The sequence below is a fragment of the Solibacillus sp. iso_87 genome (genome assembly GCF_056173085.1).
This window is the reverse complement of the sequence record NZ_CM149656.1, coordinates 1,749,908-1,773,177: the sequence shown is the minus strand read 5'-3', so window position 1 is coordinate 1,773,177 and position 23,270 is coordinate 1,749,908. Positions and strand designations below refer to the sequence as shown.

Below are 23,270 nucleotides of genomic sequence, written 5' to 3'. Positions count from 1 at the left end.
TATACCCAAAAATGCCTAAGTGACATTCACTTAGACATTCGAAGTGGGAGACTTTTTGCTCCCGGCAATTGATAAATAGGCGACAAATACTAGCATTAATAAAATACCGACATACTGCCAGTTATACAATGTGGCACCGAGCCAGAAAACGGAAATCGCCATTGCCGTCAATGGTTCGATACTTGATAAAATACTCGTTTCAACTGGTGATATGTATTTCAGGCTTGTTAAAAATAAAATATAGGCGAAGGATCCCAAAATGCCCGTAGCAATAATGATGATAACATTTACCGGATTCAGCAGCAACAGCCATTGCTCCGGTTTCCAAAGCTGCCCCGTTACCGAGAATATAAGCCCGCCTATGATCATACCCCAGCCGATAATAATGATTACCTCTACTTCAGCCATTAACCGAACAGGATACAGTGTATAAAATGCATACGTAAATCCTAACAGCAGTCCCCAAACAAGCGCTTCATTGCTCACAAGTAACCCTGAAACCGAGCCATTTGTCAGCAATAGAAACAGCCCGACAAGCGTACCGAAAATACCTATCAGTTGACTGCTTGGTGGAAGAACCTTCCCAATAACCGATGTATAGATGACGATGAAGATTGGCGCTAAAAACTGCAATAGTGTTGCAATTATCGCATTGCTCACTTCTATCGTCTTTACAAACGTAAATTGTAACCCTACCATTCCGATCACACTGAAAATAAGTAATTGGACGGAATGGTTCCGGTTTTTCCAAATGGAGAATACCGATTTTTTCTGCATAACTACAATGCTAAGTATTAAAATACCTGCAATCGTTAATCTTACTGCAAGCATAAACTCAGCGGTCATGGCCGTTTTTTGCAGGAGCCATTCCATCATCGGACCGGTAGCCCCCCAAAACATCGAACCTACTATAATCATCGCTATGCCTTTCAATCGTTCCACTAATACTACCTTCTTCCAACGCTCTATTCATAATAAAATTTTATCATGATTCCATTGTTGGGAATATAGTACTTATTATTTGATTAACTCGATCCAGCCACTTTCTTTAATCGTTACACGGGGTGATGCGTACTTTGGAGGTTCGTAGGAAAATACGGTTTTATCAAAATCATCCTTTACAACAAACACATTTAAAAATTGAATTTCATTAATTAATTTTCGAATATGTGCTTTATCATACATATCATTTTTTTCATTCATTAATATAAGCAATTCATTCTTTATACTCAATACGTCACGTTCATTTGCTCTGCGTATAACACTTTTCGGCATTTTAAGAAATTCGTCGATTTTCATTAAGTTCTTTTCCATCTTTGTCTTCCTTTCCCTCATGGCAATACTTGTGTAAATCTTCTTTTGTTGTTATTTACCCAATTTCACCAAATTCACCCCTAATTAATCACCAAGAGGAAATTTTAGACGACTTGTATGCCTAATATAACAAGCTTTTAAATTGAATGTTAATCCGTATTTTTGAATATATATTTTTCGAATATTAGGTGTATGCCACAATAGATGGCAGCCCCCAACCCTCCTACAATTGAAAATATTAAAAGATTGGCATTTTCAAAAAAGTAAAGGGCGTATGGAACCGTAAATACCACGCCAATAACAATATAACTGAACCATTTCATTTTTGTGGAACGCAGATTATTTTCAAACAGAAAAGATACTGCAACCCCTACAACGAGAAACATTGGTGCACTTAATACGATAAATGTCAGCACGGTCATGCTAAAAGTTAAATATTGTTCGCTTGCCGTCAATGTAACGATAAGCGCTAACAGAAAACTGAAAATAAATGTAGAAATGAGCGCTACTGTAAACTTGCGACTTAAAACTTGCATAATACTCCCCCTAATGTGTACCGAAAGATGATAAAAGGCATCGAGCAAAGGATACTCGATGCCTGTAAGAATAATTTATTTGATTACATGCTCTTTAATTTTTCATATTCAAGCTGTAATTGTTCAATACGCTTACGTCCTTCTTCACGATTGCGCACTGTTTCTGCCTGAATTTGTTTTGTTTCTTCGATACCGGAAATTATCGTTTTCCAAGTCGTTTCGATTGTTTCGACTTTGATGCTCGGACTGCCTGCCTGACGAGCAATGTTCACCGAGTTCTGACGGACATTTTCTGCGTTTCGTACAAGCATTTCATTCGTACGGCGGTCCAGTTCTGCCATCGAATCCGAAACAAGCTTTTGTCGCTGCATTGTAACGGCGTGGATCAGACCTTGTTTGAAAATTGGAATTGTCGTCACGAATGCCGAGTTGATTTTTCCGATTAAATGGTTGTTCCCTTGTTGCATTAAACGAATTTGCGGTGCGGACTGGAATGATACTTGCTGCGCCATTTCAAGATCGTAGCCACGTTGCTCCAATAACTCGATTCCGCGTGTAACTGTTTCAAGCTCCATGATCGCTTCATGGTCACCGGAATCCGCTCTTGCCGACAATGCTGGCAGCTGATGACGTAAATCATTTACTTTAATATCGATAGCCGCAATATGCTCGCTTAGCGTATGGAAGTAGTTTAAATTTTCATCATACATTTGTTCCAGCTGTACGGTGTTTCGTTTCATTTCCACTTCGTATTTCTGAATTTCGTTATAAACGACATCGACTTCTTTGTTCATCGTGTCATATTTGGATAAAATACGCTCCAGTTGCTCTTTGCTTTTTGAGAACAGCTTTTTCAGGAAGCCTTTTTTCTGCTCCTCATGGAAATCCTGGGGATCAAAGCGGTCCATAATTTTATTTAAATTGTTCAGTAATGTAGTCGATTTCTCCAAATTGCTTTGTTTAATTGTAGCGAGCATACGGTCTGAAAACGTTGAAATACCCTGAGCCGTTTCTTTACCGAATTCGAGAACCGCGATTTGGTTTTTCACGTCAATTTTTTCTGCAAGCTGCTGAACTTGCGGCTGTTGTTTTAGCTGTTCTTGACGCTGACGGATTTGAGAAAGCTCCTGTTCCGAAACAAGTTGTTTTTGTGGTTGTTCGACAATATCAGTCGTTTGTGCCGGCTCTTGCTCAGCACGTTTATTTAAATCTTCAAATAATGGATTTTCAGCCATGTTCGATTCCCCCATTCTATGTATTACTAGTATTTACGTAAATTTTAATGAAAAGTTTCATGCTGTTGATGCTAATTATAACGCAAAACATTGTGAATATTCTAATTTGAGACTACCCAAAAACAAATGCATCGCTTTTAGACAACAAAAAATGCCCTTTTATGCGCAAAAGGACACTTTTTGTAAGTCTACTATTGGGGGAGAGACTTCACACCCACACAAGCTTTGCATGAGTCTAAAGATAAATTACCCCAAATTGCTCAAGCTAAAACACTTTTTTAAATTTCCAATGTTTTTTTTGAATTGGTTTTAAAATCAATCCAACTGCAGTACTGCTAAAACCGGGCCTCTTTTATCTACTATAATACCGCCAACCGCTGCCCCAACACCTGCAGCCAGTGCAAGCGATGTCATCCAGTACCCGGCATGCTCGGATTTAATGCCCAATACTTGCTCAAAGAAAGCTGGAATGAAAATCATTGCTGCAAGCATCGCACCAGATAGAAGACCTAACAGTAATGTTAGTAAATAAGTTGGCTGACGCATTAACGCCACCGGTAAAATCGGGTCCCTTCCACGGCGTTCAAGACGAGTCTCATAGAAATGCCCTGTAAAAATTTTTTACAGGACATCATCATCTATTGCTAGACTAATAGCTGTTTCGCATTTTGAATTTGAAGTGCCACTTGTTCAAAACCTGTGCCACCTAATGAATTACGTCGGCTCACAGCAGCTTGCGGTGCAAGTACTGCGTAAATATCTTCTTCAATTAATGCTGATTCTTTCTGCATTTCTTCCAATGGCAGATCCAGTAAGTAGATTCCTTGCTGGATACATGTAAATACAAGCTTTCCTGTTACTTCATGCGCTTCACGGAACGGCATTCCTTTTGTCGCCAAATAATCCGCAAGCTCTGTCGCATTAGAAAAGTCTGAATGTACCGCACTGTGTAGACGCGCTTTGTTGACCGTCATCGTACGAACCATACCTTCGAAGATTTTCAGTGAACCTAATACCGTTTCCATCGTATCGAACATGCCTTCTTTATCTTCCTGCATATCTTTGTTATATGTTAACGGCGTACCTTTTAAAACTGTTAACAGACCCATTAAGTTCCCGTATGCACGGCCTGTTTTCCCACGAATCAGTTCCGCCATATCCGGATTTTTCTTTTGTGGCATAATGGATGACCCCGTTGAAAATGCATCATCCAGCTCGATAAATTTAAATTCATCCGTAGACCAAATAATGATTTCTTCAGCAAAACGTGATAAGTGTGTCATCAATAGTGCTGAATTCGATAAAAATTCAACGATAAAGTCACGGTCACTTACCGCGTCCATTGAATTGGCATACACTTCTGCAAAGCCAAGCAGTTCAGCCGATTTCAAGCGATCGATCGGGAATGTTGTACCTGCCATCGCCCCGGCACCTAAAGGCAGAATATCAATGCGTTTCATCGATTCTGTAAAACGCTCTTTATCACGTTGCAGCTGCCAGAAGTACACCATTAAATGGTGGGCAAAACTAATTGGCTGTGCGCGCTGTAAATGCGTGTAGCCAGGTGCAATCGTATCCACATTATGCTCTGCCTGCTCGACAATCGTTTTTTGGAAATGTTCGATTAAACCGATTACTTCAGGTACGCGTTTTTTTAAGAATAAGTGCATATCTGTTGCGACCTGGTCATTACGTGAGCGTCCAGTATGAAGCTTCCCGCCAACAGGACCGATCAAATCAATCAGCATTTTTTCAAGATTTAAATGGATGTCTTCATTTGAAACTGAAAACTCCAGTTCACCCGCTTCGGCTTTTACTTTTAATTGTGCAAGGCCGTCCAGAATTTTCTCGACATCTTCTTTTGGTAAAATATTTTGTGCACCAAGCATTGTGACATGTGCTACAGAACCTTCAATATCTTCCAACACTAACTGCTGATCAAAGCCAATCGATGCACCGAATTCGTCAACCCAGCTTTCTGCAGACTTTTGGAAACGACCGCCCCATAATTTTGCCATAGTACTCTCACTCCTCAACTAATGTTCCTAATAATAGAAGAAGCGACTCGGGTTCCGAATCGCTCACTTCATTAACCGTATATCTAATTATTTATTTACTGTTTGTTTTGTGCTTTTTGCTACTTCTGATGCAACAACTGTTGGCATACCCCATAATTCGATAAAGCCTACAGCAGAAGCATGGTTAAATTGGTCATGCTTTGAATATGTCGCCAATTCTTCAGAGTATAGAGAATTTGGAGATTTACGCCCTTCAACAATTGCATGGCCTTTGTAAAGTTTTACACGAACTGTTCCGTTTACATACTTTTGCGTTTCTTTTAAAAACGCTTCAAGAGCTGTACGGATCGGGTTGAACCAAAGACCGTTATAGATAATTTCTGATAGTTTTTGTTCAATGATTGGTTTGAAATGAGCCAATTCTTTTACTAATGTAATATCTTCTAATTCTTTATGCGCTGTTAATAATACTTTTGCACCTGGAATTTCGTATACTTCACGAGATTTAATACCAACTAGACGGTTTTCAACGTGATCGATACGGCCGATACCATGTTCACCGGCAATTTTATTTAATTCTTGAATTAAGTCTGCTAGTTTCATTTGAATACCGTTAATAGAAACTGGTTTACCTTCAACGAATTCGATTTCAACGTATTCCGGTGTATCCGGTGCTTCTTCCAAAGAAACTGTTAAGCCGTATGCTTCTTCTGGTGGTGCAACCCAAGGATCTTCCATTACGCCAGCTTCGTTTGCACGGCCCCATAAGTTTTGGTCGATTGAGAATGGTGAATCGATTGTTGCAGGAATTGGAACACCGTGTTTTGCCGCGTATTCGATTTCTTCGTCACGGCTCCAGCCCCACTCACGTACAGGTGCTAATACTTCTAGGTCCGGATTTAATGCTTTAATCGAAACTTCGAAACGTACTTGGTCATTCCCTTTACCAGTACAACCGTGTGCTACTGCATCAGCATTTGTTTCATTTGCGATTTCTACTAATTTCTTAGAAATTAATGGACGAGATAAAGCAGAAACTAATGGATACTTTTGCTCATACCAAGTGTGGCCTTGCAGTGAGATTAATGCAAAGTCTTCCGCAAACTCATCTTTTGCATCGATCATATATGATTCAACAGCACCTACTTGAAGTGCTTTGTTACGGATAAAATCTAAATCTTTACCTTCACCAACATCAAGACAGACTGCGATTACGTCCCAACCTTGTTCTTTTAACCATGGAATTGCTACTGATGTATCAAGACCACCTGAATATGCCAATACGACTTTCTTGTTCGCCATGTTAATTGCCCCCAAATGATGTATGTTTATACATTTAATTAATAGTTTATACACGAATAGTAACACGTTATAAAAATAAACGCAACTGCATTTATATAAATTTTTTCACTTTTTCATACAATCTAAAAACATTCATTGAGGAAGTTTTCCTAAGCTCTCGTTCATGCATAAATATGCTATTAATTGCAGCAGATTACAAAAGAGAGCATATCAATTTTTATGACTGAAAAATCGAATGCTCTCACACTTACTTCTTATTAAAGAAACCTTTGCCGACAAATTCTACAAGTGCTGGCGCTACGGCATATAATTTACTCGTTACACTCATAATACGAGGTAGATTCACTTCCCGCGGACGTTTCCCGATTGCATGGATAGCTTCTTTAGCGACTTTTTCAGGCGGTAACAGAAATTTCCCGATCGCTTCTTTATAAGCATTTGTTGCATCGGCTTTCTGAATAAACGGTGTATCGATTGGTCCCGGATAAATTCCGGTAACGTGTATATTGTATTCTGCCAGCTCCAGACGAAGGCCATTCACAAAACCGGTAATTGCATGTTTACTCGCTGCATAAACACTCGCTTTTTTCGTAGCGACCTTGCCTGCCTGTGAGCCGACAAAGATAAAATGACCATTCCTTCTTTCAATCATTGCCGGTGCCAGACGTTTTGCCAAGTAGATCGGTGCACGAACATTTACATCGAGCATCTGGTCGATTTCCTGGTCTGCTAAATCAACTGCACTTTCAAAATAACCTAATCCGGCGTTTAAAATGGCGATGTCGATTGTCGGTAATTGCGATACGACTTCATCAATATGAGATGGAATTCTTAAATCAGCTTTGTAGGCAACCGCCCCTATCCCATTTAAATAGTTAATGGCACTGTCATTTCTTCCAGTTGCATAAACCGTATGTCCTTCTTTTACGAGCATTTCTGTAATAATGCGCCCAATACCGCTTGTCGCACCTGTAATAAAAACTGTCTTTTTCATAGCTTCCCTCTTTATTATCTTATTTTCAGGTAATATAAAAACTAGTAAATGGCTATTTACTAGTTTGGGTAATGCCGAATAATTCACTTAAAATGTCTTTCGATACGAGAACATCCGCCAATGTATAGGTATCAAGCACAGCCAAATATGCTTTTAATGCTTCGTTTAAAGCAAATTTCAGCCTGCACTCCGGTGATATTTTACAAAGATTCCCTTCCGGATTGAAACATTCAACAAGGTGAAAGTCATCTTCTGTTTTACGGACAACATCACCGATATTGATTTGTTCAGGTTCAAGTGCCAGACGTATGCCGCCACCGCGCCCGCGAATCGTTTCAATATAGCCATGTTTCCCTAAATCATGGGTTACTTTCATTAAATGATTTTTTGAAATCTGATATGCATTAGCAATTTCCTGAATCGTAACTAAATTTTCTCTGCCCCGTACACCTAAATACATGAGCGTACGTAAAGAATAATCTGTATATACTGTTAACCGCACGCTGTTCACCATCTTTCTTCAACTTAAGTATAACATTTTAACAAAAATGTTCGAATAGAACGGCTTATGTTTATCGATGAATTCATTATATAGTTTTGTGTCCATTTTGTTAAAGATGTATTTTTGATATATGTTTGTGACAGATCTGTTAAAGATGTATTTTTGATATTGCTTTAGTATTTTTTTAGCAGTATATTGATGTTGCAAGAAACAGACAACCAAATTTGAGGGGACGTGCAATGTATGTTAGCACAACAAACTATTAATATTATTAAATCAACAGTACCTGTATTGGAGGTACACGGATTAGCAATTACTAAAACTTTCTATTCAAACTTATTCAGAGAAAATCCGGAATTACTAAACATTTTCAACCATACAAACCAAAAGAAAGATCGTCAGCAAACAGCTTTAGCAAACACGGTATATGCAGCAGCAGTTCACATCGATAACTTGGAGGCAATCGTTCCGGCTGTTGTCCAAATTGCACATAAACACGTAAGTTTAGGTATTTTACCGGAGCATTATCCGATTGTCGGAAAATATTTATTAGAAGCGATCAAAGAAGTTCTTGGAGATGCAGCAACAGACGAAATTATCGACGCTTGGGGTAAAGCTTACGGCGTAATTGCAGATGTATTCATTTCAGTTGAAGAAGATTTATATAAAGCAACAGAAAATGCTGGAGGCTGGCGCGCATTTAAAGAATTTATTATTGCAGAAGTTGTGGAAGAAAGCGAAGCAGTCAAATCATTCTATTTAAAACCAGTTAACGGCGATAAATTACCTCCATTCAAAGCAGGACAATTCATTACATTGCGCACACAAGTACCTGGCGAACAATACTTAATGAACCGCCAATATACATTAACAGACGGTTCGGAAGATTATTTCCGCATTTCTGTAAAACGTGAAGATGATGTAACACCTAACGGAATTGTTTCTAACTTCCTACACAACGCAGAAATCGGTACTAAAGTGGATGTAAGTGCTCCTGCAGGTGTGTTCACACTAGTGGAAAATGAAAGCCCAGTTCTATTCATCAGCGGTGGTGTTGGTGTGACACCATTACAAAGAATGCTTAAAACAATTGAAGGACGCCAAGCATCATTTATCCAATGTGCACGAAACGAAAATGTAGCGGCATTTAAAGAAACAATCGAAGAAAACGTTGCAGCGACAGACGGTAAATATAAAGCGGTTTATTCAGATTTAGACGGCTATATTACAAAAGCGCAAATCGAGGAATTCCTAGTTCCTGGTACAGAAGTGTATGTATGTGGTCCAACAGTATTCATGGAAACTGTAATCCAATATTTAGTTGAGCTAGGTGTACATGCTGAGAAAATTCATTATGAATTCTTCGGTGCCGCGATGGCGTTACAGATTAAGAAAACGGCTTAATATTACAAACAACCAAAAATGTCAAAACATAACCCAAAAACACCAATTCCTCATTAAGGAATTGGTGTTTTTTCACAGTGCATAAAATATTTCTAATTCTCTTTTACCCTCTGCTCATACTTCTCTTGAAACCATTCACTCAAAAATTACCCTTATGTGATGTTCTTTTTCTATATTAACTAAATGGTGTAATTCAATTTCTTGTATTGTAATATGTAATTTTTTCACGTTCTGATCTGTTTCACCTGCCCAAAAACGGATTAACTCTGCTTCTTGTTCTTTTTTAATGGATTGTTTTAAATAATAAAGAAAATCATTTAAAATTTCCGAATTCCAACTGCCCTCGATGCAGTAAACATAGGGCTTTTCATTATAATCTTTCAAATCGTATGGCGGATTATCCCATTCAAATATGTTTAACTGTCTAAAAGAGGATTCGTCCGGTGCGTGTAAAATCTTTGCATCATCGGGCCATGAATGCCATATCTGTTCAGGAGTTTCCTCCGTAATCGGATATAATTTTTTCAATTCTTTTACCGTGATTTCCTCAATACCAGTATGATCAATTGTTGGCAAAGGTTTATTGGCAACAAGCACTGAATATAAAGTCATTCGCTCTTCAACTCCTTTATAATACTTTTAAAATAGGCTGATAAACGTATCCGCAATTGACGGATCAAAATGTTTCCCCTTGTTATCCTCAATAAATGCCAATGCTTTTTCTTCCGGCCAGGAATCTTTATACGGTATGCGCGTCGTTAACGCATCAAACACATCGACGATTGATACGACTCGCGCTTCAAGTGGAATCTGATAGCCTTTTAACTGGAATGGGTAGCCCGTTCCATCCCATCTTTCATGGTGATGCAAAATAATATTTTCAGCGACTTCCATGCTCTTTATAAAATCATAATTGATTTCCTTCGATATTTTGTTAAGAATGTCTGCCCCTGTCAACGGATGCATTTCTATTATTTTTCTTTCATAAATGGACAATGCTCCTGGTTTATACAAAATTATAAGCCTTCTTCCAGCTGTTTAACGCCCGAAAAACATGTACGCATATGGAAATATTATACTGATAAAATAAGATTAATGCGCTCCTGTTCTTGGTTAATAATGACACTTTTACTACTCGTTATATCAAATTCTTAATTTTTATACTTTTTACCAGCTAACTGTAGACGGTTCGTGGGTGTTTGCGAATGAATAATAAAACGTCAAAACCAGTCAGGATGAAAGGGTTTGACGTTTCGAACGGAGAATATAAGTGGTGAATTAACCGTCACCTTAACTCTACTTACAGCTTCCTGCAATATTCCTGGCTCGCAACTACGACAGCATCAACCCCACCTGTCACATAGGCCTTCGTTAAATCACTGCCAATGCCTACAGCGACAGCACCTGCATCGAGCCACTCCTGCATATTGTTGGCGTTAATCCCGCCTGTCGGCATAATTTCTACATGAGGCAACGGCCCATTCACCGTACGGATAAAGCCGGGTGAGAAATGGTTCGCCGGGAAAAGTTTAACGATGTCACAGCCCGCCTCCAGTGCAGTTACTATTTCATTTAAAGTCATACACCCAGGTAAATAGGGTACGCCGTAGCGGTTGCATAATCTAGCGATGTCTACATTAAAGCTTGGGCTGACAATAAAATTCGCACCGCATAAAATGGCATTTCTTGCCGTCTCAGTATCTAACACGGTTCCAGCGCCTATGATCGCATCCAAAGAGCGGATTTCCTCAAATACTTCCTGAACATATGGTGTTGTATATGTAAGCTCTATAAGGCGAATTCCTCCTTGTACAGCACCTTGTATAATTTCTGTCGCTTCCTGCACCGAGCTTCCGCGAATGACTGCTACAATTTTATGTTCTTTCAGTTGGTGAATCACTTCATATTTTTTCATAAGAACCCTTACCTTTCAACTAGCGTTTTTTGTCCTAAAAACACTTCCACATCTGTGTATTCAGGCAAACCTTCATTGTCACCCTTTACCGTTGTCACCATTGCACCAACAGCATTCGCAATGCGCAGACGCTCGGTCACATCATAGCCTTTCATCAACCCGAAAATATATGCCGCATCATAACCGTCACCAGCACCTACCGTATCGACAGGTTTAACTTGAAACGGTTCCGCAAGATGCCATTGTCTGTCTACATAAGCTTTCGATCCATTTGCACCGTCCTTAATGACGAGTTCGGAAATGTTATACTGTGCGACAAACTGTTCAAATGGCGTATTACCGATAATCATTTCGATTTCGTCCAGCCCGGTCAATAATATGTCGACATACGGGAAAATCTCAAAATAGGCAGCCCTTGCTTGTTCCAATGTCCAAAGCTTCAACCGAATATTCGGGTCAAAAGAGACCGGAATGCCTTTTGCTTTTGCGATGCGTAAAATAGCCAGTGCAATTTGCAGGTTTTGCGGTGCAATGGCCAGAAACACACCAGTCAGATGAACATATGCTATATCATCAAACATCGATTCCTCGATATCCTGTTCGGTCATCGTCAAAATCGGTGACTGATACCGGTAGTAAAACGTCTTACCGGAGCCGTTTTCCAATATTTCTTTAAAGTTCAGCGATGTCGGATAGCCGGACACATGCTCCACATAATCCATATTGATTCCTTCCCCACGCACTGTGCTATAAATATATTTCGAAAATTCATCCCCGCCTAATCGGCTCATCCACTTAACGGGTAGCCCTAATCTGGCACAGCCAATGGCAAAATTCAGTTCCGCCCCGCCTAACTTGCGCTCAAATGAATTAACATAACGTAACGGACCTGTGGCCACCGGATTAAATGTAATTAGTGCATCCCCTAAAGTAAAAATATAGTTTCGTTCCATGAACTCTCCCCCTGCCTTCATACAAGTAATCGTTGAAAGAAAGGCTGTCCTAAAAGTAAATGACTTTTGGACAGCCTTATTTCTTCTATTAAGTTAGAAGCTTCTCTATTGCTTCTCCCACCGGTATTAACGAATACGTATTTCTGTTTCTTTATCAAAGAAATGCATTTTATCCGTATTAACAGCAAAATTGACTTTTTGTCCTGCTTCAATTGTTTGTTGGGCATCCGTCAATGCTACAACTTCCTGGTCGCCGATTTTGAAATACAGCATAATTTCAGAACCTGTTAACTCCGCAACTTCAATTTCATATTGAGACACAACAGAAGGATCAAGCTCTGCCGTCTCTTCCCCTACGAAAAAGCTCTCAGGACGAATTCCTAAAATAACTTCTTTCCCGACATATCCTTGCTGACGAAGCATCGTCATTTTATCTTCCGGAATTATAATTTTTCTATCTCCAAGCTGGTAATAGCCATCTTCTACACGACCATCTAAAAAGTTCATAGATGGTGAACCGATAAAGCCCCCAACAAACACATTTTCAGGATTATCATAAATATACTTCGGTGCCCCTACTTGATGAATAATGCCGTCCTTCATTACGACAATACGGCTCGCCATCGTCATCGCTTCTGTCTGGTCATGTGTTACATAAATTGTCGTTGTCCCGATACGACGGTGCAATTTAATAATTTCCGCACGCATTTGCACACGCAGCTTTGCATCCAGATTTGACAGAGGCTCGTCCATCAAGAACAGCTTCGCATCCCTTACAATGGCACGGCCCAATGCAACACGCTGTCTTTGTCCACCAGATAAAGCTTTCGGTTTACGATTCAAGTAATTTTCAATGCCCAAAATTTTAGCTGCATTGCGTACTCGCTCATCGATTTCCGACTTCGGCAGCTTCCGTAATTTCAACCCAAATGCAATATTGTCATAAACCGTCATATGCGGGTACAATGCATAGTTTTGGAATACCATTGCGATATCGCGGTCTTTTGGTGCGATGTCATTTACACGCTTATCATCAATATAGAAATCCCCTTTTGAAATCTCCTCCAAGCCTGCCATCATCCGTAAAGTTGTTGATTTTCCACAACCCGAAGGACCAACAAAAACGATGAATTCCTTATCCTCGATATGCAAGTTAAAATTATCTACAGCGGTTACTTTATTATCATAAATTTTATAAATATTATTTAATTTTAATTCTGCCATTTCCTTACCCCCTCGATCGATTCCATATGAACACTGCTAATGTGCTTCTTAATTTAATAGTAATAGAAAACGCTTCCAGAAATAATTTAAAATTTTTAGATAATTGTTTAAAATCTTATAATATAAGGCATATATGCACATTTTGATTCACTACTGCTCACTTTTAAGCTTGTTCATACCGGTCTTGTATATAACGAATGCTGTCGGCAATATAAGGATCGCGCGTATTTTCCAAAAGAATATTGATGAACGGCTTCTCCTTCTTCAGTCGTTCCGATAAATACTTATAATCGAGCTGGCCGGTTCCGACTGGCACCATTACAATTTCATCATTATCCACAATAAAATCTTTCGCATGAACAATAACGATCCGATCGCCGAATAATTCGAAGGCTTCATCCATTACCGAATGCTGATCATGGACATTTTCCAAGCTTATAAAATTCGCCGGGTCATAAATGACTTGCAAGTTCGGCGACGGTACATCTTCCAATAAACGCTTCATCCGATTCGGTGTGTGAATCGGGTGATTGATACCGCCTTCAATGCCGACGATGACACCAAATTTTTCTGCCTCTTCTACGAGTTCTCGCACACTTTCTACAACTGCCGTATAAGCTTCTTCGGTAAAATTGTCTTCGCTGTAACCGAGTGACGGAATGACACTGCCCGTTTCTGTTCCGACAATACTGCAGCCGAAATGACGCGTAAAACGTATATGCTCTTTAAAGCGATCGAGCTGCCGCTGTCTCTCAGCTAAATCCGGATGTATCATATTAATATAGCAGCCTAAAACAGCAATCCGAACATTGTGCTGATGAAAAAGTGATTTTACATAGTGGCCATACCCTGGTGATAATGACCCTGTACTTGTCGAAAATTCCGTAATGGATTTTGCAAGTGCTAGCTGGACTGCAGAAAATCCTCTTTGCGCTACGTTTGCCGCAAGCTCCTGTAAGTTTTCAGCTTCCAGATCATGTGCACGAATACCTAAATTAGCTTTCATTATTCCCACATCCTTTAGTAAAAGCCGTATCAGCATTGCGTGATACGGCTTATAATTATTTATTAATTTATTAGTTATCTTGCCAGCCAGCCACCATCAACAGCTAAAATATGACCGTTCGTATAATCCGAAGCACGGCTTGCCAAGTAAACGACAGATCCCATTAAGTCTGCAGTCGTAGCCCAACGTCCTGCAGGAATACGTGATAGGATTTCCGCGCTGCGTTTTTCATCCTGGCGAATCGGCGCTGTATTATCTGTCGCCACATAGCCTGGAGCAATCGCGTTAATCTGCACATTATGCTCTGCCAGTTCATTGGCAAATGCCTTTGTTAAACCGGCAACGGCATGTTTACTCGCTGTATATGGCGGAACAAATTTGCCGCCCTGGTATGATAGCATCGATGCGATATTGATAATTTTTCCGCTCTTTTTCTCTACCATTACTTTCGCTACTTCCTGGCTTAATAGGTATAGGCTGTTTAAGTTAATTTCCATCACCGCATCCCAGTCTTGTTCCTGGTAGTCCAGTAATGGTGAACGGCGGATCGTACCAGCATTATTCACTAAAATATCCACTGTGCCGTACTCTTGCAGGCAAGCTTCTACAGCGGGTTTGATAATCGTACGATCGCTTAAATCACCCTGGTAAAATGTTACCTTTTGGCCTGTTTCGTTTATTAAACGTTCTGTCTCACTCCAGTCCGCGCTTCGTGCAATGACAAAAATGTCTGCTCCTGCTTTTGCTAAAGCGACGGCATATGCCTGGCCTAATCCTTTATTGCCGCCTGTTACAATGGCAACTTTTCCTTTTAAGCTAAAGTAATCTAATGAAAAACCGGCTACTTCCTGTGTCATCTATTGTTCCTCCATTCGCTTAGCGTAAATCTTTCATTTTTACATGGTCCATGTCGTCATACGTAATGTTTTCTCCGCACATTCCCCAAATGAATGTATAGTTACTTGTCGCTGTACCTGTATGAATCGACCAGCTCGGCGAAATTACCGCTTGTTCATTTTTCAGAATAAGATGACGTGTTTCATCCGGTTGCCCCATAAAGTGGAAAACGCGTGTATTCGCTTCCATATCAAAATACAAATACACTTCCATGCGACGTTCATGCGTATGAGCAGGCATTGTATTCCACACACTGCCCGGTGACAACATCGTCAAGCCCATCTGCAACTGGCAGCTCTCACAAACATTCGGATGAATATATTGATAGATTTTTCGTTCATTCAAAGTACCCGGAGCACCTGCTTCTAACGGTTTAATGTTGTTAATGTCAATTTTCACCGTCGGGTATGTATGGTGTGCCGGTGTGGAATTGATATAGAATTTTGCCGGATTTGCCGCATCGTTTGACCGGAACAGCACTTGTTTCGTACCTCGACTTACATATAATCCATCACGGCGCTGCATGTCGTATTCAATACCATCCAATACAACAACCCCGTCACCGCCAATATTGATGATGCCCAGTTCTCGGCGCTCTAAGAAGTAACTTACGCCCAATTCTTTATCCAGTTCAATTGTCAGTTCCGTATCTGCAGGAGTTACCCCACCAAAAATCATACGGTCCACATGAGTGTATGTTAAATGTACCTTTCCAAGTTCAAATAGTGTTTCCACTAAGAAATGCTGACGCAATTCGTCCGTATTATAGCGTTTAATCTCTTCAGGGTGATTGGCATAACGTGTTTCCATTTTGCTACCTCCTCCGGTTAATGAACAGTTTTAATCATCTCGGTCTGTTTTCCATAACCTCTGCAATTGTTTTCTGAATATTGTTACAACCCGATTATAAAAAACGATGTAAGGGTTTACAATGTTACGTAACGATGTCCTTAAAATATCAAACGATTTTCTTAAATATTTGTACACATAAGCACGATCTTCAATCCGAAATACAAAAAAGCTAGCGGCATCTAATACCGCTAGCTGACATTCGGATCCAGTTTCTTTTTAAATTCTGCGGGTGTATTACCAGTGTATTTCTTAAAACAAATACTGAAATATTGCGGGTTGCTGTACCCTACCTGCTCACTGATTTCATATGTTTTCAAACTTTCTTCTCGCAGTAGCTCCATCGCTTTTTTCATGCGCATTTCCAATAAGTAGTCCCCAAAATTAAACCCTTTTTCGAGTTTAAACAGATTGCTTAAATACGGTGCACTTACATGAATCATCTTGGCCAGTTTCTGCAATGTTAATGTGCTGTCCGAATAATATTCATTCATATAGTGAATTGCGAGATCAACATGGCTTTTAAACTTGCTTTCCTCTTTTTGATAAAGAATTTCCGACCATTGGTGAATAAGCTTCCGGATAATTTGCATCATGTCGTGCAGTGAATTCATTTTCATTACTGCCTTATATACATCATCCGAATGGGTCGAAGCCTCGTCTTTACTCCAGCGGTCGATTTCAAATGATAACAGTGTTGCATATTTTAGCGTCATCACTTTCAGATCCGCGAGCGATAACGATTGATAGTCGATGATCGCATCATGAAATTCTTCAAGCAGCTCCTCTACCTTTTCCGGAACTCCTTGCTTAATCTGTGCAATCAGTTTCACATCAATGGCTCTTAATTTTTCCGCTGTCTGCTCACCGTTCGTCACTTTATCATAAATTGAAAACAATTTGCCTGTCCCCATAATATAGCGCAAATCCAACGCCATTTTTGCCTCGATAAACGAACGGCCAATTTCGAACAAATTCGTATATGGGCGCCCATATGCCAGTGTTACATCCTGCAGCTGGTCAAGCAAGAAGGATGCCAGGTCTACAGCCTCTCCTGCTCCATCATGACCGATCAGCAATACCCATTCATTGTCCTCTACCGACAGCAGATGAAATTTATCTACATCAAGCTTTGTCGTAGCAAGCTGAACAATCTGCTCATCAAGCAACTGCCCTTCGCATCCATCATGAACAACAATTGCCGAATAGCATGTCCCGTCTAAGTGTACATCCAAATCCGAAAGCCCTTTTTCGATATCGGTCTCCGTTGCACCAACTGTCATGAGCTGTTTAAAAAATTTCTGTTGCCGTATTGCACGCGATTCCACGAGCAACTGTTCATTTGAAAACGTTTCGGACCATTCAGCTAGCGCTTCCTTTACCTTTTCCAGCAGCAGTTCCGAATCGACCGGTTTCAGTAAGTAATCAAATGCCTTTAACTGTACAGCCTGCTGCGCATAACTAAAATCCTCATAACCAGTTAAAAAGATAAATTTTGTCTGTGGGCTGATTTCTTTTAGTTGACGCGCCATATCGAGCCCATTTAAAAAAGGCATATTAATATCTGAGATGACGAGATGTGGCTGCTGCTGTGCAATCAGGTCAAGTGCCATTTCCCCGTCACTTGCTTCTCCTACAACTTCTATCCCGTTTTCTCCCCATGGAATCGTCTGGCAAATGCCTCGACGAATTATGCGGTCATCCTCTACTACGATTATTTTATACATCCTTTGTCAAGCCCCCTGTTGTCACCGGAATAGTAATAATCATCGATGTTCCTTCACCATATTTGCTTCGGATTGTGAGTCCGTAAGCTTCCCCGTACTGCATTTTAATTCGGTCATTGACAGACTTTATGCCAATTCCGATATATTGCTTCTGCTCTTGATAATTCAGCTGCAGCTCGGCATGAATCGCTTCAAGCCGTTCCTCCGAAATTCCTGTTCCGTTATCCGAAACTTCCAAATAAACATAATTTGGGTCCCGGTACCCTTTAATAACAATCTTTCCTTGTCCGCGCTTTTGTTTTACGCCATGATAGATCGCATTTTCAATTATCGGCTGCAACGAAAGTTTAACAATCTCATTTTCCAATATGCTTTCTTCCACATCGATTTCATACGTGAAATCATCCCCATAGCGCATTTCCTGGATGATTAAATAGTTTTCGATATGCTCGATTTCTTCTTTGACCGAGATAATTTCTTTCCCTTTACTAATCCCGATACGGAAAAAATTCGATAACGCCGTGACCATCTGGCTCGCTTCTTTTGTCATGCCCATGTCACAAAGCCCTTTAATCGAGTAAAGCGTATTATAGAGGAAATGTGGATTGATTTGCGCATGCATAATCGCAAATTCCAGCTGGCGTTTTTCTTCCTGCTCCAAAATCACCTGGTCCATCAACACGTTAATCCGGTCGATCAGTTCGATAAAACCGCGGTTTAACACGCGCATTTCTTTTGGTCCTGAAATTTTTTCTTCCAGATAAAGATGGTTTTCATTGACGAGATCCATCTGTTTCGCCAATTTCTGAAACGGTTTCGACATATAGGAAATAAAAATATTCGTTACAAATACGACGAGACCGATCATGATGATAATTAAAAACACGGCGAATATTTTTATATACTCCACTTTGTTCAACAGGTCATCTTCAGGAACAATTGCCGCAATTTTCCAGCCATTGGACTCAAGAGTATCATAAATGACAATCATTTCCTCATTGTCTTCATTTGTATATGTAATTTGATCTTTTGAAGTTGATAATTGATGCAATTTCTGAAATGTCTCATCATCAAGCGTATATTTCGTTTCAAGTTCCTTCGACTGATAGATGCCGTCTTCTGAAATCAGCGCCAAATAACCATTCTCCCCGATGAGTGATCGACTCAGCACCTTTCCGAAAAATTCCTCACGAATATTAAAGAGTACAATACCCCTTTTCTCCAGGTCATTCAGTTCCAAAAGCTTGTACATCGACATCACCGCATTTCCGGTATGGAACGCTACGTCTTCATGCACATTTTTCCATTTAAAATTTTCACTATCTGCCCGGTAATTCACGAAAAAGTCATCATAATCAATAACAGGTTTCCTCGTAAATTCACTTTGATATATCAGAAATTCCCTTTCGTTCAAATCAATCGTAGCCGACTCCAAAATCGTACTGTAACGCCCGTAAATAATTTGCAGATTTTTATCGATTGGAATATAATCTTCCGGTACGATTTGCTCCTGCTCCTTCATCAATAAGTTGACGAGCCGTGTATCATAGGAAATGGACACTAGCTGCGAAAACAAATCCGAAAGGGTATGGTCTAAATAATTCTTTGTCTGATAAATCGTATCGTTCATACTTTGATACGTATTCTCTTCAATTTGGACCGTAGCGATATATGTTGACACACCGCCGGTTACTAAAATACATATAATCACAATCGGCAAAAACAACATATTCATTGTTGTTTTAAAGGAATGAAAAATATATTTATACAAAAATGTCCTCAGTCGTTCCAGATGCCACACCTACCAAACATTCCATTCTCATATAAGAGTAAGATATTTCAAACATAAAGCGCATACAAATAGAATGAACTAGTAAAATTCATATTTTCTTTATATTCCAATTATTCTAACATAACGTGTAGCACTTTACATTTATTTTTTCAAAGGCAAGAAAAAAGTACCCTTGATTCGGGTACCTTTATATTATTATTATTATTTTGCCGTTATGTCATGCAAAGCCACGCTCGCTAAGATGAATGCACCCATACCGTGCAGATCGTTTTCGGATGTCGGACGGTCCACATAATAGTCGTACACTCCTGCTGACGTGCCGATACAGATGCCTTTTAGATTGGCTACATCCTCCTGTACATCGACCATATGCTCGATTAGCCCGTCATACGCTTTATTTACTACTTGTTGATATGAATCATCTACCAAGTCAAGTTTAATCGCTTTTGCGATGAAGTAAATAAACAGGGACGAGCATGAAGATTCCAGCCAGTTATCAGCACGGTCACCTTTATTCACGATTTGATACCATAATCCCGTCTTCTCATCCTGTAACTTTGTAATTGCTGGTACTAAATCTTTTAAGGATTGGACGATTTCTTCCTGACCACGTGAACCGTCGATCAGTTCCAAAATATCGACGAGCGCCGTTCCGTACCAGCCGACAGAACGTCCCCAAAATTCCGGTGAGCACCCTGTTTCCGGGTCTGCCCATGGTTGCGCTTTTTTCTCATCCCATGCATGGAACAGTAAGCCTGTTTTCTCATCTTTCATATGTTTACGCATCAGTTTTTCCTGGCGTATGACGTTCAGCACTAACTCTTCTTCGACAAAATGATCATTGTACATAAGCATAAACGGACCAGCCATGAACAATCCGTCCAGCCACATCTGATAAGGATATTTGTCTTTATGCCAGAAACCACCTTCTGTCGTCTGGTTAATCGAATACAGAAGATGTCGGAGTTTTTTTGCAGCGACTAAATAACGGCGGTCTTTCGTCTGTTCATATAACGGGAACAGTAAAATGCCGGCCTGCACAGAATCCAGCTCATCACGTGCAAAATATAAATTACCCTCTTCGTCTATCAGGCTGTCAATATAGCCTTTCATATAATTAAAATACTGCTGATCACCTGTCGCTTCCCATACACGAAGCATGCCGTATAAAAATACCCCCTGATGATAGTGGAAGGAATTCGCCGGTGGCAGCTGATCCGGTGTATACGTATTCATAATCGCCTTACATGCTTTTTCCGCCAGTACAAGCGGTGTATTCACCGTAATATTTTCGGATGTCGTTCTCATTTGTGCCCTCTCCTTTAGCTTAAGCGCCATCTGTATTTTCAAAAAACAAAGGGTGTGGCTGAAGCACCGCACCCTTTTTCTTATTATTTGCCGAAGTGCTCTGTGTATTTAGCTTGCGCAGTTTCTATCGCAGCAGCCCACTCATCTAAAAATTCCTGTGGTGACGCTTTGCCACTCATAACCGATTGGATTCCGGCATCGACCGTACCATCCAGGATTGAACGGTATTCAGGTAAATAGAATGGCGGCTTATATAGAACTGTGTTCGGATCATCATACACTTCAAATGCTGTTTGAATATGAGGTGAATTTTGAATCCAGTCTTCTTTTAACACGTCACCGTTCGTCGGAATCTGACCAACTTGCTCATTCCAGTAACTTTGACTAGAAGCAGAATTCAGGAATTCTGCAAATTTCCATGCTTCGTCCGGATTGTCTGTCCCATTGAAAATTGAAATACCGATGGTGTTTCCGCCTTCCGCCACGTAATTGCCGTTTTCCGATTTAGGCAGTGGAATAGCCTGGAACTGACTCTCTTCCAATGCTTTATTGTGCTCGCCGAATGAACCGATGTTGTGCTGTACCATAGCCACTACACCTGTGTCAAAGCCGGCGATCATTTCTTTATAGCCGTTTGTAATATCGCTTTTCGGTGTATACTCTTCATATAATGATAAATACTTTTCAATAAACTCAATGTTTTTAGGATCATTGATCGTTGCTTTGCCGTCTTTCGTCAAATAATCTTCAAACCCGTTGTACGCGTACATCATGCGCTGAATTTGGAATGATCCGCCTGCGCCGCCCCGGATTGTGTAGCCGTAGCGATTATTCGCTTTATCCGTCAATGCTTCTGCAGCTGCATAAAACTCATCCCAAGTCTCAGGAATTTTTACCCCTTTTTCTTCAAACCAGTCTTTACGTACCCAGAGGATATCCAGGTTTTGTGTGTAAGGAATACCGTATAATTTTTTATCCGCTACAATATCCTTATTGAAATTCAAAGCCCCCTCATTAATCAGACCGTTCAGCTCTGAATCTGCAAAATAGTCATCCAATGGCAGTAATGCGTTCCGAATCGAGAATTCAGGTAACCAGCTCGTTTGGACAGATGCTAAGTCCGGTGTATCATCCGCTGCGATGGCCGCATCCATTTTTGATTTTGCCGAGTCTTTCGGTAATCCGACATATTCTACATCAATCATCGGGTTTTCCTCCTCAAAACGGGAGATTAATTCCTCCCAAATTGGAGTACGCTGCGGTCCGGCATTTTCATCCCAAAACGTAATTTTTACCGGCTTTCCATTTTCTGCAGATACCTCTTTTTTACCCGTTGACTCATCATCCCCACAAGCAGCCAATAATAACGCTGTTGCAATCGTACCCATTGCCATTGATTTTCTGAACTTACTTTTGAACATCAGCCTTCACCCCTTATAAATTAATGTAAAATTAACCTTTTACTGCTCCACCCATACCATTGACTAAATGCTTCTGTGCATATGCAAATAAAATTACTGCCGGAATTAAAGCAATGACACTGCCCGCTGCCAACGCACCGTAGTTGACATTGAATTCACCCATCATCGTACTAAGACCGACCGGCAAGGTGAACCGGTCCTGACGATTCGTGAGCATTAAGGCAATTAAAAATTCATTCCATGTGTAAATGAATGTAAACACACCTGTTGCGACGATACCTGGGAGAAGCAGTGGGAACACGACATGACGGATGGACTGAAGTTTCGTACAACCATCAATCATCGCCGCTTCTTCCAATTCTTTCGGAACGTTTGCGATGAACCCGCTCATTAAGATGGTCGTAAACGGAATCTCAATTGCCGTATACGTAATAATTAAAGCGAGTGGACTACTAATCAGCCCTAAATTTTTGAAAATGATAAACAACGGAATAATCATCATTGATCTCGGAATAAATTGCGTACATAACAGCATCAGCATAAAGGCGCGTTTTCCCTTGAACTGATAACGGGCCAATGCATAGCCGGATAATGTTGAACAGATTAATACGACAATTACTGTACTGACGCCGACGATTAAACTGTTTTTCATAAATGTGGCAAACCCGACATTATTCCACGCCATTACAAAATTTTCCACTGTCGGATTAAGCGGCGCATATTCAAGCGGACGATTCATAATATCCCCTTCTGGCTTGAATGCCGTATTGATCGTCCAGTAAAGCGGGAAAAGAGTAAAACTTAACAACATTCCGAGCGGCACATAAAGTGTCAACAACTTATCTATTTTTTTATTTTTAGAAAACATACGTT

23 protein-coding genes are annotated in these 23,270 nt (G+C 40.2%); 1 reads left to right on the top strand and 22 read right to left on the bottom strand.

Features of this window, described 5'->3' with window-relative positions; genetic code table 11:
• Positions 1–30: 30 nt before the first annotated feature.
• The 9 genes from AC0VXV_RS08790 to AC0VXV_RS08750 form a co-directional block, all read right to left on the bottom strand.
• Entirely contained in the window at positions 31–942 is a 912-nt protein-coding gene (locus AC0VXV_RS08790; RefSeq protein ID WP_475531207.1) for a DMT family transporter, read from the bottom strand.
• A gap of 75 nt (positions 943–1,017) precedes the next feature.
• Complete coding sequence (locus AC0VXV_RS08785; RefSeq protein ID WP_475531206.1) at positions 1,018–1,314, bottom strand: cytosine deaminase; 297 nt, start codon at positions 1,312–1,314, stop codon at positions 1,018–1,020.
• Between the two features lie 149 nt (positions 1,315–1,463).
• Positions 1,464–1,850 (bottom strand): hypothetical protein, encoded by a 387-nt coding sequence (locus AC0VXV_RS08780; protein ID WP_475531205.1) that lies wholly within the window; start codon positions 1,848–1,850, stop codon positions 1,464–1,466.
• Between the two features lie 83 nt (positions 1,851–1,933).
• Positions 1,934–3,085, bottom strand: coding sequence for a toxic anion resistance protein (locus tag AC0VXV_RS08775; protein WP_475531204.1), 1,152 nt, complete (start codon positions 3,083–3,085; stop codon positions 1,934–1,936).
• 315 nt (positions 3,086–3,400) lie between these two features.
• On the bottom strand, positions 3,401–3,631 hold the full coding sequence (locus tag AC0VXV_RS08770) for a hypothetical protein (protein WP_475531203.1): 231 nt from the start codon (positions 3,629–3,631) through the stop codon (positions 3,401–3,403).
• Between the two features lie 98 nt (positions 3,632–3,729).
• The gene (argH, locus tag AC0VXV_RS08765) at positions 3,730–5,103 is read right to left on the bottom strand and encodes an argininosuccinate lyase (RefSeq protein WP_475531202.1); all 1,374 of its coding nucleotides are present in this window, start codon (positions 5,101–5,103) and stop codon (positions 3,730–3,732) included.
• Positions 5,104–5,190: 87 nt separating this feature from the next.
• On the bottom strand, positions 5,191–6,405 hold the full coding sequence (locus AC0VXV_RS08760) for an argininosuccinate synthase (protein ID WP_475531201.1): 1,215 nt from the start codon (positions 6,403–6,405) through the stop codon (positions 5,191–5,193).
• Positions 6,406–6,652: 247 nt separating this feature from the next.
• Positions 6,653–7,399 carry an SDR family NAD(P)-dependent oxidoreductase gene (locus tag AC0VXV_RS08755; RefSeq protein ID WP_475531200.1) on the bottom strand — a complete coding sequence of 249 codons (747 nt, stop codon included), beginning with the start codon at positions 7,397–7,399 and terminating at the stop codon, positions 6,653–6,655.
• 52 nt (positions 7,400–7,451) lie between these two features.
• Positions 7,452–7,901 (bottom strand): RrF2 family transcriptional regulator, encoded by a 450-nt coding sequence (locus tag AC0VXV_RS08750; RefSeq protein WP_475531199.1) that lies wholly within the window; start codon positions 7,899–7,901, stop codon positions 7,452–7,454.
• 243 nt (positions 7,902–8,144) lie between these two features.
• Here AC0VXV_RS08750 and hmpA point away from each other — a divergent pair, with 243 nt between their 5' ends.
• Positions 8,145–9,305, top strand: coding sequence for an NO-inducible flavohemoprotein (hmpA, locus tag AC0VXV_RS08745; protein ID WP_475531198.1), 1,161 nt, complete (start codon positions 8,145–8,147; stop codon positions 9,303–9,305).
• Positions 9,306–9,440: 135 nt separating this feature from the next.
• Here hmpA and AC0VXV_RS08740 read toward each other — a convergent pair whose 3' ends face one another.
• The 13 genes from AC0VXV_RS08740 to AC0VXV_RS08680 form a co-directional block, all read right to left on the bottom strand.
• Positions 9,441–9,917, bottom strand: coding sequence for a hypothetical protein (locus AC0VXV_RS08740; RefSeq protein ID WP_475531197.1), 477 nt, complete (start codon positions 9,915–9,917; stop codon positions 9,441–9,443).
• A 27-nt stretch (positions 9,918–9,944) separates the two neighbouring features.
• The gene (locus AC0VXV_RS08735) at positions 9,945–10,319 is read right to left on the bottom strand and encodes an HD-GYP domain-containing protein (RefSeq protein WP_475531196.1); all 375 of its coding nucleotides are present in this window, start codon (positions 10,317–10,319) and stop codon (positions 9,945–9,947) included.
• Positions 10,320–10,605: 286 nt separating this feature from the next.
• Positions 10,606–11,220 carry a bifunctional 2-keto-4-hydroxyglutarate aldolase/2-keto-3-deoxy-6-phosphogluconate aldolase gene (locus tag AC0VXV_RS08730; protein ID WP_475531195.1) on the bottom strand — a complete coding sequence of 205 codons (615 nt, stop codon included), beginning with the start codon at positions 11,218–11,220 and terminating at the stop codon, positions 10,606–10,608.
• A gap of 8 nt (positions 11,221–11,228) precedes the next feature.
• Positions 11,229–12,173 carry a sugar kinase gene (locus AC0VXV_RS08725; RefSeq protein ID WP_475531194.1) on the bottom strand — a complete coding sequence of 315 codons (945 nt, stop codon included), beginning with the start codon at positions 12,171–12,173 and terminating at the stop codon, positions 11,229–11,231.
• A gap of 126 nt (positions 12,174–12,299) precedes the next feature.
• Positions 12,300–13,397: an ABC transporter ATP-binding protein gene (locus AC0VXV_RS08720; RefSeq protein ID WP_079526491.1), complete on the bottom strand. Its 1,098-nt coding sequence runs from the start codon at positions 13,395–13,397 to the stop codon at positions 12,300–12,302.
• Between the two features lie 163 nt (positions 13,398–13,560).
• Complete coding sequence (locus AC0VXV_RS08715) at positions 13,561–14,403, bottom strand: sugar phosphate isomerase/epimerase family protein (protein WP_475531193.1); 843 nt, start codon at positions 14,401–14,403, stop codon at positions 13,561–13,563.
• A gap of 74 nt (positions 14,404–14,477) precedes the next feature.
• Entirely contained in the window at positions 14,478–15,260 is a 783-nt protein-coding gene (gene kduD / locus AC0VXV_RS08710) for a 2-dehydro-3-deoxy-D-gluconate 5-dehydrogenase KduD (RefSeq protein ID WP_475531192.1), read from the bottom strand.
• A 19-nt stretch (positions 15,261–15,279) separates the two neighbouring features.
• Positions 15,280–16,110, bottom strand: coding sequence for a 5-dehydro-4-deoxy-D-glucuronate isomerase (kduI, locus tag AC0VXV_RS08705; protein ID WP_475531191.1), 831 nt, complete (start codon positions 16,108–16,110; stop codon positions 15,280–15,282).
• A gap of 230 nt (positions 16,111–16,340) precedes the next feature.
• Positions 16,341–17,876 carry a response regulator gene (locus tag AC0VXV_RS08700; RefSeq protein WP_475531190.1) on the bottom strand — a complete coding sequence of 512 codons (1,536 nt, stop codon included), beginning with the start codon at positions 17,874–17,876 and terminating at the stop codon, positions 16,341–16,343.
• On the bottom strand, positions 17,869–19,647 hold the full coding sequence (locus AC0VXV_RS08695; RefSeq protein WP_475531189.1) for a sensor histidine kinase: 1,779 nt from the start codon (positions 19,645–19,647) through the stop codon (positions 17,869–17,871). Before AC0VXV_RS08695 ends, AC0VXV_RS08700 begins: the two co-directional genes overlap by 8 nt.
• A 222-nt stretch (positions 19,648–19,869) precedes the next feature.
• A complete protein-coding gene (locus AC0VXV_RS08690) occupies positions 19,870–20,976 on the bottom strand; it encodes a glycoside hydrolase family 88/105 protein (RefSeq protein ID WP_475531188.1) in 1,107 nt (368 codons plus the stop codon).
• Positions 20,977–21,059: 83 nt separating this feature from the next.
• Positions 21,060–22,397 (bottom strand): ABC transporter substrate-binding protein, encoded by a 1,338-nt coding sequence (locus AC0VXV_RS08685; RefSeq protein WP_475531187.1) that lies wholly within the window; start codon positions 22,395–22,397, stop codon positions 21,060–21,062.
• Positions 22,398–22,428: 31 nt separating this feature from the next.
• Positions 22,429–23,265 carry a carbohydrate ABC transporter permease gene (locus AC0VXV_RS08680; protein WP_079526475.1) on the bottom strand — a complete coding sequence of 279 codons (837 nt, stop codon included), beginning with the start codon at positions 23,263–23,265 and terminating at the stop codon, positions 22,429–22,431.
• Positions 23,266–23,270: the final 5 nt, after the last annotated feature.